The 16,088-nt window shown below is 34.7% G+C and carries 14 protein-coding genes; 1 reads left to right on the forward strand and 13 read right to left on the reverse strand.

All coding sequences use genetic code 11. The annotated features are described in order from the left end of the window. Window positions 1-9: 9 nt before the first annotated feature. The 11 genes from QCQ61_RS00790 to QCQ61_RS00840 all read right to left on the reverse strand — a co-directional run bounded on the left by QCQ61_RS00790 (window position 10) and on the right by QCQ61_RS00840 (window position 10,241). The gene (locus QCQ61_RS00790) at window positions 10-1,098 is read right to left on the reverse strand and encodes a glycosyltransferase family 2 protein (protein WP_279448810.1); all 1,089 of its coding nucleotides are present in this window, start codon (window positions 1,096-1,098) and stop codon (window positions 10-12) included. Further along, on the reverse strand, window positions 1,095-1,688 hold the full coding sequence (locus tag QCQ61_RS00795; RefSeq protein WP_279448811.1) for a methyltransferase domain-containing protein: 594 nt from the start codon (window positions 1,686-1,688) through the stop codon (window positions 1,095-1,097). Before QCQ61_RS00795 ends, QCQ61_RS00790 begins: the two co-directional genes overlap by 4 nt. 15 nt (window positions 1,689-1,703) lie before the next feature. Then, a complete protein-coding gene (locus tag QCQ61_RS00800; protein ID WP_279448812.1) occupies window positions 1,704-2,729 on the reverse strand; it encodes a glycosyltransferase in 1,026 nt (341 codons plus the stop codon). Further along, entirely contained in the window at window positions 2,730-3,554 is an 825-nt protein-coding gene (locus QCQ61_RS00805; protein WP_279448813.1) for a glycosyltransferase family 2 protein, read from the reverse strand. Further along, window positions 3,544-4,539: a glycosyltransferase family 2 protein gene (locus tag QCQ61_RS00810; protein ID WP_279448814.1), complete on the reverse strand. Its 996-nt coding sequence runs from the start codon at window positions 4,537-4,539 to the stop codon at window positions 3,544-3,546. The genes QCQ61_RS00805 and QCQ61_RS00810 overlap by 11 nt, the downstream gene beginning before the upstream one ends. A 61-nt stretch (window positions 4,540-4,600) precedes the next feature. Continuing rightward, window positions 4,601-5,707 carry a glycosyltransferase gene (locus tag QCQ61_RS00815; RefSeq protein WP_279448815.1) on the reverse strand — a complete coding sequence of 369 codons (1,107 nt, stop codon included), beginning with the start codon at window positions 5,705-5,707 and terminating at the stop codon, window positions 4,601-4,603. Next, entirely contained in the window at window positions 5,688-6,389 is a 702-nt protein-coding gene (locus tag QCQ61_RS00820; RefSeq protein WP_279448816.1) for a class I SAM-dependent methyltransferase, read from the reverse strand. The genes QCQ61_RS00815 and QCQ61_RS00820 overlap by 20 nt, the downstream gene beginning before the upstream one ends. A gap of 4 nt (window positions 6,390-6,393) precedes the next feature. Next, entirely contained in the window at window positions 6,394-7,290 is an 897-nt protein-coding gene (locus QCQ61_RS00825; RefSeq protein ID WP_279448818.1) for a class I SAM-dependent methyltransferase, read from the reverse strand. Then, window positions 7,283-8,557 carry an ABC transporter ATP-binding protein gene (locus QCQ61_RS00830; protein ID WP_279448819.1) on the reverse strand — a complete coding sequence of 425 codons (1,275 nt, stop codon included), beginning with the start codon at window positions 8,555-8,557 and terminating at the stop codon, window positions 7,283-7,285. Before QCQ61_RS00830 ends, QCQ61_RS00825 begins: the two co-directional genes overlap by 8 nt. A gap of 2 nt (window positions 8,558-8,559) precedes the next feature. Beyond that, a complete protein-coding gene (locus tag QCQ61_RS00835) occupies window positions 8,560-9,372 on the reverse strand; it encodes a polysaccharide pyruvyl transferase family protein (protein WP_279448820.1) in 813 nt (270 codons plus the stop codon). A gap of 2 nt (window positions 9,373-9,374) precedes the next feature. Beyond that, window positions 9,375-10,241, reverse strand: a complete 867-nt coding sequence (locus QCQ61_RS00840) for an ABC transporter permease (protein WP_279448821.1) — start codon at window positions 10,239-10,241, stop codon at window positions 9,375-9,377. A 296-nt stretch (window positions 10,242-10,537) separates the two neighbouring features. Between QCQ61_RS00840 and QCQ61_RS00845 the strand changes: the two genes are divergently transcribed. Next, entirely contained in the window at window positions 10,538-12,379 is a 1,842-nt protein-coding gene (locus QCQ61_RS00845) for a tetratricopeptide repeat protein (RefSeq protein ID WP_279448822.1), read from the forward strand. A 415-nt stretch (window positions 12,380-12,794) separates the two neighbouring features. Here QCQ61_RS00845 and QCQ61_RS00850 read toward each other — a convergent pair whose 3' ends face one another. Both QCQ61_RS00850 and QCQ61_RS00855 read right to left on the reverse strand, forming a co-directional pair. Further along, window positions 12,795-15,269 (reverse strand): exopolysaccharide transport family protein, encoded by a 2,475-nt coding sequence (locus tag QCQ61_RS00850; RefSeq protein WP_279448823.1) that lies wholly within the window; start codon window positions 15,267-15,269, stop codon window positions 12,795-12,797. Between the two features lie 4 nt (window positions 15,270-15,273). Further along, a complete protein-coding gene (locus tag QCQ61_RS00855; RefSeq protein WP_279448824.1) occupies window positions 15,274-16,068 on the reverse strand; it encodes a polysaccharide biosynthesis/export family protein in 795 nt (264 codons plus the stop codon). Window positions 16,069-16,088 lie beyond the last annotated feature (20 nt).

Here is a 16,088-nt window from a genome sequence, read left to right on the forward strand (position 1 = left end):
TTTGACAATTTACAATTTGTTAATAACAAACGTAATACTTTTTAAATCTTTTGAAACGCGGTAATAATAAGGATTATTTCTATAAAAAGTGATGAGATGGAATAATAGTTTATCATTTATGTCTTTCAATGAGTAATATGAATATTTACTTTTTTTAAGAACATTTTTTAAGGTTGCTTTCAATGAAATGTTTTTTTGATCTGCGGTTATTTTAAAATTATATATTCCAGGTTTTAAATTTGGTAATTCATGAAATAGAAAGTAATCTATTTTCACACAGCTGCTACTTATTTTTTTACTGGTTGTATTAGAATATTCAACTAACTTTTCAAACTGTTCTTTCGACTGTGTTTCTCCCCAAACATCATTATTCACAACCGCTTTTTTATCTCGAGCGGTTTGCTCTAAATAGTAATGATTAAATTGTACGATACCAGATATTTGCAGGTTAGCAGTTAAATTTGCACTTTCTCTGTTTCTATATATTTCATGCCATTGATGCAGCATTAAAAGTTCCTCATCAAAATATTTGACAATACAACCAGAATTTTTAAGCCGAATGTGAAAATCAGTGTCCTCGCCTCCCCAAAAATGATAAAACTCGTCGAAACCGCGTATACGTTTAGCAGCTTTTACAGGACATAAAGTTAACCCTGTTGCGCCCTTATTACTTTTAAATTTTATGTTATAATCTTCAAACTTTTTTGATGTTTTTGATTCCCCTTCTCCTAAAAACCCCACCTGGAAATACCACGCCTCATTGGTTTTTGATAACCTCAATGCCTTCTCAATAAAAGTTGAATGAAAAATCATATCGATATCAGCCACAAAAAAACAGCCAGTTTCTAAATTTTTCAAGACACTATTTATGGCTTTAGATTTGTTCCATGGTTGAAATAGTGTATATAAGTAAGAATATTTTACAAATTCAAAATTTTTCAGCAGACTTTCAATTTGGTTAGTATAAATTGCATCTGATCCATAATTCACAAAATAGACTTCAAAATTTTTATTTGTTTGAGATTGCAATGATTTCAAAGATTTTTGCACTCTTAAAATATCTCTATTTCGATATGGATAAATTATTGAAAGCTTCATCTTTCTACCTTATCAAAAATGTAAATAGTTTGTTTTCTCCAAGATTCAGTTTTAACTAGATCAAAATTATTTTTTTTAAAAATGGTTATAATTTCGTCGTTGGTAAATGCGTTGACCCAACCATTTATCTTACGGTGTTTTTTACTATTAAATACATCAAAAGTAGCATAGGAGATTATAAATCGTTTTGTTTTACCAGACAAGTTTTCTATCAATTGCGGCATATCGTAGATATACTCTAAAACTCCACTACAAAAGATAATATCTTGAGGATTAAAATTGGGTGTTTCTTGGTTTAAATCGCATACCAGAGTACCTTCACCTCTATAAACAATATCGGAAGGTGTATACGTCACACCCTTGGGTAAATATTGTTTTAATGCCAGTTTCGCAGCACCAAACTCTAATACTTGTGAATTAGGTTTAATCCATTGTGCCATGATTTTGGTGCGCTCATTCCAATCGTCGAAAAGCCATTTTTCCTGCTTCCACCTATCGACATCCGATTTGTTTTGCTTCGCGTTTAAATTGGTTATAAACCTACGTTTTAAATCGGTAATCATAGTTTTAAAATAGTTGTAAATCTTCATTAACTCAAACGTTTTCTAAACAAAATCGGTAACTTTATTCTTGTTTAAACCTTTCCTCAAATAATACCATTTTCTCATTGGTTTTCGAGCCATTATTTTTTTAAAAACCACATTTTTTACAATATGTTTGAGTATAGATTTTTTTAAAATTGGTGCATTAATTGTGAAATCTATTTTGTCTGATTCTTTTAAATCATTAAAAGAATCAATCATCCAATCTTCTAATTTATTTCCTAAATGATACGCATAACTATCGTAAGTTGCTAGCCTGTAACCATCGTAGAACATAGATGGTTTATCTAAATATACACCTTCGCTATCCCCACCTAATTTATATTTTGAATTGCAATTGGGAATGCTTTCAAAAATTTCTCTTTTATATGTTACCGTACAATGATTACAACCCACAACAGCTTTTAAATCGCCATTCGGAGCATCAAGAGTCATTATAACATCTTTCCACTTTTCGTCTAGCCACTCCCAGCCAATACTTTTAGCAAATTTAGTTAATGCTTCTGGGTTTTGAACTTTTGAAAATTTGATTTTGTTTGAAAAATAAAAATCAAAGATAATGTTTGAGGTGTAGTGATTTTGCGTTCTAAATACCGGAATTGGACTTACTGCCGCTGCTTTGGGGAATGTCTCGAACACTTTCATAATTTCACTCTCCCAATCATTCATAAACAAAATGTCAGCGTCGGTGATAGTCAAAAATCGTTCATCTGAAGTTCTTAAAACTTTTAAAATACAATTTAATTTTCCTATTTGTTCTTTTTCGATAATGAGTTCGTTTATCAAGCCTTCTTTATACAACCTTAACAATGCATCATTTACTGCGTTACTACTTCCGTTACTCACAACAGAGACGGCAATATTAGAACTTGCCGTTTTGTTAACAGATTTCAAGCATATCTCGAAAATTGAAAATGCATCTTTATAATACCCTTGGTTATTTGGAATATACAAAGGCACAATAACCCTATGATTATAAGATGTTTTATCAACTAATTGGTCTCTCGCTATGTTTTGGCCTTCGCGCATTTACTTTTTTAATAACTTTTTAAACTTGGCATATATTCTAAAAAGAATATTCTTCTTTACCTTTTCATTAAAAGTTTTAAGTTTTAAATAATCCTTGTAAACAAATATAAAGTTTGGGAAGGCCTTTAAATACAAATCGATGTGCTTTTTAAAAACATAATCGTATAAACCGTAGTAAAAATCGCCGTCAGTATAAAATCTGTTGGAGAGTGAGTTGGCTTCATGTTTTCGGTAGTAATATAGAACCTCATTAATAACATGAGCTTTACCGCCATGTTTTAAAACTGAAATCCATAAGTCCCAATCTTCAAAAGATTTTAGGTTTTCATCATAACCACCAACTTTTAGAAAAGATTCTTTTTTAAAAATAGAACAGGCTATAAAGCAATTTTTAAGCAATAGTGTTTTAAAAGTATAAATTGGTAAGTGATATATATGTTCTTTTACTCCAAAAAATTGCACTTTTGAGGTCAACACTTCAATTGCTTCATCATTTTCTAAAATAGGTATTGCTTTTTCTAAATATTCTGGATGCAATTTATCATCGGCATCCAAGGGTAAAATATATTTTGCTTGACTGTTTTCTATACCTTTATTTCGTGCGCTGGATAAGCCTCCGTTTGATTTTGAAATATATTTAAAACGTTCGTCTTTTTGCACCCACTTAGATGCTATTTCTTCGGTATTGTCTGTACTGCCATCATTTACAATAACACATTCCCAATCTTTAAAAGTTTGATTGTAAACTGAATTTAAAGCTTCAGACAAAAAACGAGCTTGATTATAACAAGGAACAATTATAGAAGTTTTTGGACTATTCCCCATGTCTTAATCCTTTCATTATTATCTTATTAAACCTATTAATACCGAAGCCCTTTTTGTTTATTAAACCATTAACTGTTATCCTTTTTTTGACTTTTAATAGGTACAGTTCTTTTGAAGAAAATAATTTGGAATTCTTTATAATCTTTTCAATTTTATGAATCTTCAATTTATGATTTTTATAATTTGGATACAGGTAATTTACTAAAAAAAACAGGATAAAGTTTTTAAAACTATTTGGATATTTTTCCTGAATATAATCTTGGTTAATATGCTTTTGAAGAAAGTATTCTAGGCTATTAATAACCTTAGTTACATAATTATTACTTGTTACTTTATCGTCATCATCAACTCTGTAATAAGTATCAATCTGATTTAATCTTTTTATGTTATATTCTTTTTTTGAAAGAATTGAAATATGATAATCTAAATCTTGCAACCGCATTAGTTTTTCATCAAACTTAAAATCTTTAATAGTTTCTTTTTTCCAAAGTACACCCATAGTAGAGGCCCATGGCAATCTATAGCTTAAAAACAATTTAAGATATGCTTCTGAACTAAAATTGCTTGGAAACTCACAAATAGGTTTATTATAGAATTTACCATTTTTTATATAAGATGAATTTGCAATGACAAAGTCTATATTGTTTGATGTTTTGAACATATTCAATCGCTTTTCTAAGCAGGTGTCTTTTAAAACATCATCAGAATCTAGAAACAAAACATAATCACCTTTACTCAACCTAAAACCATAATTTCTACAGGCGTTGGCACCTTTGGGTTTCTCTGAGGGTCTTTTTTTGATTGTAAATCTAGAATCTTTGTTTGCGAATTTTTTAACGATTTCTATGGCATTATTAGTCGATCCATCATCAACGATTATACATTCCCAATTTGTGTAAGTTTGGTTTAAAACGCTGTTTAAAGTTTCGCTAATTAATGACGAGCGGTTGTAAGAGGGAATGATTATAGATATCAATGAATCCATTAATTCAGACAAGTTTAAGGTATTTTGCTAATATAACAAATGATTAATAGCTAAATTGGAATTAAGCTAATTCAATAGTTTTTTGCAAAACTTCTAAATGTTTTTCTAAATTGAATTCTTCTTGGACTTTAACTTTTCCAGATGCACCTAATTGTTTTGTTAGAGCTAAATTATCTATTAGTTTTAACATGTTTTCACTCATAGTTTTTACATCGTGTTCGTTAGACAGCAGCCCCGTTTTCCCATTTTCTATAACATCTGGAATACCTGCATGATTTGTTGAAATTACCGGTAATCCTGCAGCACTCGCTTCTAAAACTGCTACGGGTGTGCCTTCGCTATCTCCATCCTCTGCAGTTATGGAGTGCTGTACAAAGGCTAAAGATTCTTCTAATAAATTTATAAATACTTCTCTATCAATTACCCCAATAAATTGCACATTATTTTCTAAGCCATAAAACGATACCAAGTTATTACAGGTATTGAGCAATGCTCCGTTTCCTGCCATAATTAGTTGCGCATCCGGATGTGTTTTCACAACTTTTTTAAAGGCTAGAATAATATAGTAGGGTGCTTTTTTATTGGTAAATCTTCCAACAGAAACAAATTGTTTTTTTGCAAATTTTGGATCTACTTTAAAAAAATCGCTATGTGGTGCACAAGGATTAAGAACGACTTTCTGAGCGTTACAACCTAAAGCAATCAACTTTTTTTGCATCAGTTTAGAAACTGCTATAACTCTTGATGCGTACTCAAATACTTCTTTGTAATAATTATGCTGCTCCACAATACTTTTTACACTAGCATCGTAGCCATGAAAATGAACTACTAACGGCAACTTTAAAAATTTACAAATGTTAAGTATTCTATGCGCGGTTGGCCCGTATTGTGCTAAAACGACTTGAATTTTATTCTTTTTTAATGATTTAATAAAAGCAGCTTCATTAGCCGAAAATTGAGATAGTTTTAATAACTGTTTTAATTTATTAACAACTGAAATACTGGTAGAAAGCAATAAACCATAATTTTCTAAATATTTGGGTAATGCACCATCGTAATAATAGAATACATTGCCTCGAAGCCCATGTTTTTGCACTTGTATAAAAGTCTCGGAATACGAATGCTTTGAGGGCGATACAAGTGCTATTCTACTTTTTTGCAAATCCATATAAGCCAGTTATCATTTGTCCTTCTTTAAAAACTACTTTCTCAGGATTGTCTTTCTTAATTAATCGTTTTATTAAAGGCTTTAAAAAAAAAGAAATCCATATACTTTTTTTACGTGAAATTCCGCTTCTTTTAACCCATAAGCCCAACATTTGCGCCAAGGCTGCATGCCAACCGCCAGTCGCTTGAATTTGGATGTCTTTAAAACCGCAATTCTTTAAATGACGCTCTAAGGAAAAAGGAGTGTATCGATAGGCATCGTTAGGAACTTCGTGCAAAGGCCATAAAAAAGGTACTGTAAAAAAGAAAATTCCTCCGGGTTTTAAAACACGATAAGTTTCTTTTAAAATGACTTCGGGCTCTGGGCAATGCTCTAAAACCTCTGTTCCGAAAGCACAATGAAACAAATTATCTTCGAAAGGCATATTAATGGCATCCCAAAAGAAATCTGGTTTAACTTTGCTATCATAGGGCAAAGCAGTTTCGATATCTAATCCCGTATAATTTTCAGCTTTTGAATGCTGCAAAATATAATCTTTATACGGCATTTTACCACATCCAACATCTAATAAATCACCTTCAAATAAATCAATGTTTTCTTTTATCGCATTAAAAATGGCAGTTCGAATGATATAATCATCTAAATTAGAATTTATAAACGGCACATTAATAAAGTTATCCATTTTATTATTTTTTGAAAACCGCTATAATATTTCTTCCGTTAACAAACCTACACATCAACTTTTTTAGCAATCTAGGTGCAATTTTATTAATTGACTTAATTAAAAAAGCGTTGATAGCATTGGTGTTGGCTAAATATGTAGGTAAAAACTGATTGTAAGTTTTTTCTAAAGGCTCAAAGGTTAACGAATCTAACGAAATATTGAATATTTTTTCTAAAGATTTTAAAGAATTTTTATCCCACAGTCCAGCGTGATGGGGCGGTAAATTTAAGGTATGAAATTTATCATTAATAAATAAATATGGATTATTGTTAGGCACTCCAATTATAAGTCGTCCGCCGGGTTTTAATGCTAATAATGAATTGGAAATAAAGTCATAAATATTTGTAATATGCTCTAAGACTTGAAAGTAGCAAACCACATCAAATTGTTCAACACTATCTTTTACAAAGTCTTCTATAAGCTGGTTGTGAACTTTTAATTGTTGTTCTTTACAATTATTTAAGGCTTCAGGATTTAGCTCTATTCCTTCTGCAGTAATTCCTTTACCTTTTAATAAGTTTAAAAAAACACCAAAGCCAGACCCTATTTCTAATATTTTCTGGCTTGTATTTAAGGAAGGTAAAATTTGTAAATGCTCCCACCGTGTAGAATAATAATTTTCGCGTTTTAAAGATAGCTCTTTATAAAACTCAGCATCCCCAATAACTGAAAATGGATAGTAAAATTTATATCCTGTACTTCGGCACTGAAATAACTCAATCTCTTTTAAATCTTTAAAATATCGAGTTACATCAATACCCATAGCCTTATATGCTCTGCAAATTTTTTGGGTTTCGAAAGATTCAATCTTGTCTGAAAGCGCATCAAATTTTAAAGGACTTGGAACCGTTTTACTCATTTGTTTCTGAAATTACCCAACAGGTTTTATTTTCTTTATAAATAGCAGATCCTTTCTGCCAATAATAGGGCCTTTTAAAACTATTAATAATTTCGAAATGACAAATTTCAAACAGTCTTTCGTAAGTGTTTTTTGTAAAATTATCTGCAAAGAAAACATTTAAGCGATATTCACCTTCATACAATTTTAAATTTGAAATTTCTGAAGTTAAAATATAGCTTCCTTCCCTTTTGCCAAACTCTTGTTCGTTACTTAAAACTAATTCGTGAATAAGTGGTCTATTTTCATTATCGATAATTTGATATGAAACTGCTGCAGCCTCTATTATATTACGACAATATACTTCGATCCTTACCTTAAAATCCCGATTAAATTCTTGGAAACCCTTATTGCTAGTAACGACCTCAACACTTTTTACAAAGTTTGTATTAAAATTCTCTTGCTTCGCGTAATAAGTATTCGATTTATCTTTAGTCTGATTTAAATAAAAGTCAACAGCTTCATCGGTATCTCCATTAAAAACTGTTGCTCCATTCTCCAAAACAATCCCTCTACTACACAAACTTTTTACCGCCGGCATATTATGGCTTACAAACAGTACCGTTCTGCCCTCTCCTTTTGAGATGTCTTGCATTTTGCCAATGGCTTTTTTTTGAAATTCGGCATCGCCTACTGCCAGCACTTCGTCTACCACCAAAATATCGGGTTCGAGATGAGCGGCTACAGCAAAAGCGAGGCGTACTCGCATACCCGAGGAATAACGTTTTACAGGAGTATCAATATACATTTCGCAACCAGAAAAATCGATTATTTCATCGAGTTTGGCAGTTATTTCGCTGCGCGTCATCCCTAAAATAGCACCGTTTAAATATATATTCTCACGGCCTGTAAGTTCGGGGTGAAACCCTGTGCCTACTTCGAGCAGAGATGCAATTCGACCTTTAGTTTTAATAACACCCGTCGTTGGACTCGTTACTCGCGAAAGAATTTTAAGCAAGGTGGATTTTCCCGCACCATTTTTTCCAATTATTCCTAAAACCTCCCCTTCTTTAACTTCAAAATTAATATCGCGTAAGGCCCAAACGTAATCGGTTGTAGATTTACTACTCCTGTCATTTACGGCTCCTACCTTTAAATACGGATCTTCCTTGCCACGCACCCTATGCCAAAACCTATTTAAATCGTGAGAAAGCGTACCCGTTCCAATAGTTCCGATGCGGTACTGTTTGCTTATATTTTCGACTTTTAGAATGATGCCGCTACTCATAATTAATTATTAAAAGGACAAGTTTTTAATAAATTCGATTTGCATTTTTCCAATAAAAATTTATCAGGCAATAACATATTACTATATTCATTCAACAAGCTTTTTATTGCTCTTTCATCTAAATAATCTGGACTTATAAAAATCTCTTTTTTAAAAGGTATACCCACCGACTCAAAATAATCAAAAAACTTAATATTGTCACCAGATAATTTATTTGAAAACTTAGTCCATATTGCAGGAATATTATAACTATGCGCTACAATAACACCATGCAGAGATGATGAAATAATATGTTCGCACTGTAAAATATCACGCGTTGTTTTTTCAACGTCGTAAGTTAACAAATCAATAACTTTTACTCGTGTATTGTCTTCAAATTGTGCTTTTACCTCTTGGTAATCTACATAATGCGGTATAATACCAATCGAATGTGTTTTTTCTATTTTTGGATCGTAAAAATTTGGCAATAAAATAGCAGGATCACCATATATTTCAGGGCAAAAATATCCAGTCTCCAAAATTCGTTTTCTAGTTTTTGGACCTCTTACGGCTAGAAATTTTGCAGGCCTAATAGTATCCTCTTTCTTTATTATGCCACTACCCCAAACAATCGAATTTCTATTGGCAGAAGATATAATACTGCCAATTACTAAATAATGCTTTAATAAATATTTATTTACTCTGGTTGAGGGATGAGAGATGGTTTTCACCCTTTTTTGTGAAACTTTTTCAACTATGTATTTTGACAGTAAATCGCCGTAATTTTCAGTTCCGTTGTCACGCTTTTCTTGCCACCAGTAGAGTCTAATTCCCATAGTTACACCGTATCAATAAAACTTTTTTCGGTTCTGTTAAAAATTATTAATCCCAATAAAAATATACCAAGACTCACCGCCAAAGTGTACACAAAGCCAATCCAGCTAAAGCTGCCAGTATCGAGTAGCATAAAGCGGAACCCTTCAATAATTTGCGTCAACGGGTTGTATGCCACAAAGTTGGCTATATAGCTCGGTAATTTTTCTTTTGCCTCGGCTAAGGGGTATGGCACTGCAGAAACATACATTAACAGTGACACGGCAAAGCCCACAAGCACGTTTAAGTCGCGGTACTTAGTTGTAAGTGATGAAATTATCATTCCCAAGCCCAACCCTAGCAAAGCCATCATTAAAATATAAATAGGAAAAAGACCTAGAAAAATATTGGGCTGTAAATCAAATCCGCTTAGCACAAAATAGCAATAAAAAGCAATAAAAATAAGCAGTTGAATTCCAAATTTTACCAGATTACTAATAGTTACCGACATTGGCATAATTACCCTTGGGAAATACACTTTTCCAAAAATATTTTGGTTTTTGGTAAATGTATTCGAAGTGCCCGTAAGACATTCTTTAAAATAATTCCACGCAGTAATACCGGCCAAATTAAACAAAAATGGCGGAATAGCACCCGTACTAATACTTCCCAAATTATTAAACACCAACGTAAAAATAACCGAGGTGAATAACGGCTGAATAAAATACCACAGCGGCCCCAAAATAGTTTGCTTATACACTGTAGTTATATCCCTTTTTACAAAGAGAATAAGCAAATCGCGATAGCGCCAAACTTCCTTTAAATTAAGGTCGAGCGCTTTTCGTTTGGATGAAATTTCGTAGAGCCAGGTGTCGTTTTCTCGAGAAGTCAAATGTTTATTTTAATTGGGAGCTAATATAAGTAATTTGAATACATTTTCATTCCCTATTAAAGTGCTTAACAGTAGCCAATATAAAATCTCTTCTGTTTTTAAAGCAATCAATTTCAGGCTCATTTTTCTTCAAAATAGAATTAATACTGTAAAAAATCTCCAATTTTTATAATTTTGAAATCCAATACCCAAAGCTGTAATTAAAAGAAAGGCAGCTAGGTAAAAAAGTCATGCAACATTCTTTCAAATTTGCGTTTCAATTATTTTCGATAAATTTGAACTCCCACATAATTTGTATGAAACAATTTTTAGCCTCACTTTTTATATTTCTGCTTTGCGGTTCGCTCTCCGCCCAAACCGAAGAAATTTCCGAATTGGAATCGGAAATTGAAAAATATATCTTTAAAAAACCCGACTCCGCAAAAATTTATTTATATAAACTTTTGGCCTATTCCAACCAACGTCCGGACACCACAGTTGCTGAAACCTACAGTAAATTGGGCATTACCTACAATCAATTAGCGGTTTACGATTCGGCCACTTATTACTTTGAAAAAGGAATTAAAAAGTCTGCTGGTTTTCCGAAAATTCAAGCCGGCATTTATTCAAACAATGCGATAAATTACCGCACTTCTGCCAATTATACCGAGTCTTTGGCTGCCTTGGAAAAAGCTATGGAACTTTACCAAAGTATAGGCGACCGAATTGGCGAAGGCGTGGTTTACGGCGAAATGGCTTCTAATTTCAGCTATATGGCCGAAAAGGAAAAGGCAATTACCCACCTAGAAACAGCCATTGAAATATTTAAGGAAGTTAATGAACCCCGACTTTATATTTTACAGCAAAAATTGGCCAATGCCTACTACAACAATGAAAACTATGAATTTGCAGTAGATTTATACGAAGAAGTGTTGCCCGAATTTGCCAAACAAAAAGGACCTCCCTATTATTTTACCCTGCTTGCCTATGCTGAAAGTTTGGTTAAACTCGGAAAGATTAAAGAAGGCGAAAAGCGTTTGATGGAAGCCAAAGACGGCCTGGAGGCGATTAACAATTTAGAGTATATGCACGTGGCTTGGGGGAAATTGGGGAAAATTTACAAAGTAACCAATCGCCCTGTTTTAGCGTCTAAAGCCTTTGCTTCAGCTTTTGATTATCTCCTTAAAATCCAGTCCACCCGATTTATGGAAATTGCCCGGGAATACTTAGATTTCCTAAACCTTCAAGGCGATTACAATAAAGGCTTAGAGGTTATAGAACGTGTTAAAAATAGTACCAATAACTTCCAGCGTACTATGAACGTGCAAGATGAAATGAATTTTTTAGTCAGCGCCCGCGAAACATTTCGAAAAAAAGGACTGTTTAAAGAGTCGCTAACCCTCTTTGACCGAATTGACTTTTTAAAAGATTCATTAAAAACTGCCGTAGATAGAGTTAAAATAAAACAGCTCGAGGAATCCTACCAAAATAAAATCCAACGCGATAAAAATATTGCCCTTGAAGAAAGCAACGCGCTTTTAAAAAAATACAATGCAAAGCAGCATACCACAACTATTCTGAGTTGGCTCCTTACTATTTTAACACTTATACTCAGTGTAGTTATTTATACGTATCATAAAAAAAGACTCTCACTACAAAAAGTGGCCGTTACAAATTTGGAAAAGGCAAACACTATTTTAAATGAAAAACGGGAATTGGAGCAAGAACTTTTAGCCGAAAAAGAAAAAAACCTAGCCGATAAAGAACGGGAATTAGTGGCAATTTCTTTGGAAGTGGCAAACATACAAAAGCAGATAAAAGATTTAATTGAAGCCAGTAACAAAGAGGAAATCTCTGATGAATTATCAACGCAAATTATCAATACCTTAAACCAACTTAATTATTGGAAACATTTTAAATCGAAATTTATCGAGGTGCATCCCGAGTTTGGATATAACCTCATCGAAATGTTCCCAAGCTTATCTGAAGACGATATTGCTTTCTGCTCCCTGTTAAAACTGCAACTAACCGACTCCGAAATTGCATCGCTTATGGGCGTCACAGAAGAAAATGTTACCGCTACAAAGTACCGAATAAAGTCGAAAATGCAACTTCAAGACAACGATGAGGACTTTGAAAAGTTAATCCGTGAGTTGTAAAACATCCCTCCCAGCCTCTCTTTAAAGGGAGGAGCAGTTTCGGAAACCACCAATAATTATCTGACGGGAATACAAGTCCCTACTTAAAAGTGATGTGCCAATTTTGTCGAAGTGCGGGGATTTAGGGGAACTATTCACAAAAACATCCCTCCCAGCCTCTCTTTAAAGGGAGGAGCAGTTTCGGAAACCACCAATAATTATCTGACGGGAATATAAGTCCCATCTTAAAAGTGATGTGCCAATTTTGTCGAAGTGCGGGGATTTAGGGGAACTATTTGCAAAAACATCCCTCCCAGCCTCCCTTCAAAGGGAGGAGCGGTTTCGGAAATCACCAATAATTATCGGACGGGAATATAAGTCCCTTCTTAAAAGTGATGTGCTGAGCTTGACGCAGTGAGGGGATTTAAGGGAAGTATTACTTCTTCCTAAAAACCCGCAAAATTCTGTGCAACAGCGAACTTGGCTTTACTTTATCGTGGTAGCCACTGCCGTAATTGCCATAGGTGCCATAGCCATAACCGTAGCCGTAGCCATAACCGTAGCCGTAGCCATAAACGCGGCCAGATTTTTCAATATAATCGTTTAGTACAATACTTATATGTTTTACTTCTCCCGTTTTATACTTCTCATTTACGAAGGCAAACATATTTTTGTGGGTATAGTTAAAACGCGCCATATAAAGGGTGGCATCAACGTGTTTCATCAGTTCCAACGAATCGGAAACAATTCCCAAAGGAGGGGAATCCAATATGATATAGTCGTAGCGCTCCTTTAATTTATCAATAAGCTCATCGAGCTTTTCACTAATCAATAATTCGGAAGGGTTTGGCGGCACCGGACCAGAAGTAATTACATCTAAATGTTCAATTTCCGTTTTTTGAATTATCGTGTCTATGGCAGTTTCATTTATAAGAAAATTCACTACCCCTATTTCATTATTGATATTAAAATCGCCAAAGATCTTCGGCTTTCGAAGATCGAGCCCCACCAAAACGGTTTTCTTTTCGCTTAACGCAAAAACCGATGCGAGATTAATGGAGCAAAATGTTTTACCCTCCCCACTCACCGAACTGGTTACCAAAACCGTTTTAGATCCTGTAATACCCTGCTTTTTATAAATAAATTGCAAACTGGAACGCAAGGCCCTAAACCCTTCGGCTATTGCGGATTTCGGTTTTTGGAGCACAACTAAGTTATTGTCAATAGGGCTTTTCCCAATTATGCCCAACAACGGAATGGGGGTGATTCGCTCCAAATCCTTCACTTTACTTATTTTGGTATCAAAAAACACCCGCAAAAACACAAATAAAAACGGCAATAACCCGCCCAGCAGCGCAGCCATCATATAGTTTAACTGTGTATTCGGGCCTATTTGTCCGCCGCCGGTGTCTTTTGCAGAGTCTATTACCATCACGTCGCTTACGTTGGCGGCTTTTACCAATCCGGCTTCACTGCGTTTTTCCAAAAATAAATTGTAAGCCCCCTGACTTAAATTATAGCGTCTTTCAATATTTAAAAGCCCCTGTTGTTCCTTTGGAAGTTTTCTGATTTCGGCTTCGTATTTAGCAATATCGCGATTAATGGATGAGAGCTCCTGATTTTTTAAGCTTTTAGAGGAACGAATATTTTCTAACAATACAGATTTTACCGCATTAATCTGTCGGTCTATATCGTTAAAGATAGGCGCACCTTCCTTGTACGAATACTGAAGTTTGTTGCGCTGCTCGGCAAGCGCAATTATTTTGCCAACCCCGCTTACCACACTTGCTTCCGAAATACCTGCAACCGATGGCGCCGGCACATCTCTGTAATCTGTGCGGTTGGTGAGATAATTTTCCAGGGTGTTGTAGTAATTCAATTCGCGACTTGCAGCCTCTTTCCGAAGGTCCAATTCGTTTAGTTTGCTATTTATTTCGGTTCCTTCGCTTTCAAGATCAAAAATTGCATTTTTGTTCTTAAATTTATTCAGCTCGTCTTCAACCGTAGAAAGTTCGGCCGATTTAATCGCTAGGCTACTGTCTATAAACTTGATTGTTTTGGTAGCGAAAAGGTTTTTGCGATCCAGCATATTTTCACTTAAAACCTGCACCGAAGTGTTTAAATAATCTACCAATTCGGCCTTATTATTGCCCGTGAGCCGCATGTTTAAAACAGAAGACCCTTTGCTCTCGGCATCAACCCGAATTCCGGCATAACGCTGTACTACGCCATCAAAGTTTTTAAAAACAATATAGTAAGGCGTTCCGGGCTGCGACACCACCTCGGGATTTGCAACAAAGGTGCCGCTAAAAAAAGGCAGGTTAATTTGCTCCCCAATTTTAAACGATTGTGAAAATTTGCCCGCGTCAATAAAAAGGGTGCTGATTTCTTTGGTGGTATAGTTTTGTAAGCTAACGGTCTTTCCATTTTCAAAAGCAAAGCTTAAGTCGAAATTTACAGAATCCTTAAAAACAACTTTTATTTGCTCATTGAGCATTTGGGGTTTCGAAGCGTCAACTTCTACCATAAAAGGAGTTTGTTTGTAGGCGTTTACCTGCTGGTATTTTCCGTCGCGCAAATAGGTGGTATAGTACTGCAATCGCTCTACTACCTTTTCGTTATGCGATCGCGACTTTAACGAAATAACCGCTGTATTAACTTTATCGGTGGTTCCGCCCCAGTTAAAAGTAAGACTGGTAGTACTGGTGAAAAACGGATTTTGATCATCTTTTATGGAGATTGTATTCTCCATTATATAAATAGGCAGCTTGCGAACGTTTATGTAGTACGCTATTCCGAAAGCGATAAAATATGAAACCAAAAACAACGGCCAATGGTGCAAAAGCCGCAAGAGAAAACCTTTAAAATCAAAGGTAACCTGGTTTTCATTTTTTTCGAATTCTTCGTTCATATTTTTATAATCGGGTAAACAACAAAATGGTTGTAACCAACGCTGTTGTAATTGAAATAATTGTGGTAAAAGACTGCAACCCGGTTGTACCCGTACCCAGCGCCTTTTGTGGCAACGGATTTATTAAAATTAAATCGTTTGGTTTTATGTAATAGTACGGCGAATTCATAGCATCTAACTTTGTGAGGTCTATGTGGTGCACCTTTTGCCCTGCGGGATATTGCCTAATAATAACTACATCGCTACGATCTCCGGTTAAGGTTATATCGCCACTATTGGCAATAGCTTCCATAATGCTTACTTGGTCGCGATAAATAATATTGGAGCCCGGACTGTTAATTTCACCGTTGATAGTGTAACGGATTCCGGCGAGTTTTACGGTGACAAATACATTGGCTTCAGCTTTAAAATAATCGCGCAGCAAACGTTCTTCCAGCATTTCCCGAACTTCATCTACCGTGTAGCCCAAAACGTTTATCAGCCCCAAACTTGGAATGCGAATGTTGCCGTGATCGTCAACCTTAAATCCGTCGTAGTACAGACGTTCTTCGCCTGTAACATTTGGATTCTCGTCGTTAATGGGGTTAAAGATGCCCACGGTTTCCTGATCTAAGGCCTTAACGCGAATACTTAAAAGGTCGTTTATTTGAAGTCGGTAGGGCTCCTGCTTTTTGCGCAAAAGCGCCAACGTATCGGTGCCACTGGTATTTTCCTGCAAATAAGTAAGCTGTTTGGTGGTTACGCAAGAAGTGAAACTTGCTGCAACAATCAAAAACAACAGTAGGGACGTAAATTTCATATAGCAGGGTTGATAATGAA

Source organism: Aequorivita marisscotiae (genome assembly GCF_029814825.1).
Lineage (GTDB): Bacteria > Bacteroidota > Bacteroidia > Flavobacteriales > Flavobacteriaceae > Aequorivita > Aequorivita marisscotiae.